1 pseudogene is annotated in these 768 nt (G+C 77.3%); it reads right to left on the minus strand.

Going from position 1 to position 768, the window contains the following annotated elements:
• A pseudogene (locus tag HMPREF3105_RS01935) lies at positions 1–759 on the minus strand (GNAT family N-acetyltransferase); the annotation flags it as partial.
• Positions 760–768 lie beyond the last annotated feature (9 nt).

A 768-nucleotide genomic window follows, 5' to 3' on the forward strand; every position in this document is an offset into this window, starting at 1 on the left:
GGCGGCGCCGCGCCCCTGGCGGACGGTGAGCCGCCACGTCCCGTCGATCGCGCCGAGCGCGTCCTCGACGGCGACGACGACCTCCCCGTCGCCCGCCCAGCCACGGGCCGCCATGGCGGCGGGCAGGTTCAGGACCCGCAGGTACAGGTCGTCGGAGCCGCGGTGCCGACTCACCCGCCGCTCGTCGACGAAGAGCGCCTCGAGCCAACCGGGCTCGGGTGCGCGGCCCCACTCGATCCGCTCGACCAGGTCCAGCCGGGCCAGGTGGTGGACGAGCCCGCGCCGCGCGTCGGCGGTCGCCGCGAGGAACGCGGTGACGGTGATCGTGGGCGGCTCCTTCTCCCAGCCCTCGAACCGATACAGCGCGACGCCCTGGACCCGCCCGTCGTCGTCGCGGTGGACCGCCGCGTACAGCCCCGAGCCGCGCCCCTCGTTCCGGCTCGCCTCGCGGTCCTCCCAGCGAGGCACGCTGAACGAGGTCCGCTGGACCGAGCCGGGGGTGGCCGGCAGCACCCGTCCGTACAGCTCGTCGACGAGGCCGGGCATCTCCCGCGGCTCCTCGACCGTGACCCGCCCGCCGGCCGGGGCACCCGTGAGCGCGGGGGCGCCCGAGACGTCGATCCGCACGGCGTGCCACCGGGTGGCGGCCCCGAAGCCGAAGCGGCCGTAGATGGCGGCCTCGGTCGCGGTCAGGGCGGCCGCGCACAGGCCGGCGTCGCGGGCGTCCGCGAGGGACCTGAGCATCATGGCCCGCAGCACGCCGCGCCG

It is taken from the genome of Micrococcus sp. HMSC31B01 (assembly GCF_001816085.1).
Taxonomy (GTDB): domain Bacteria; phylum Actinomycetota; class Actinomycetes; order Actinomycetales; family Micrococcaceae; genus Micrococcus; species Micrococcus luteus.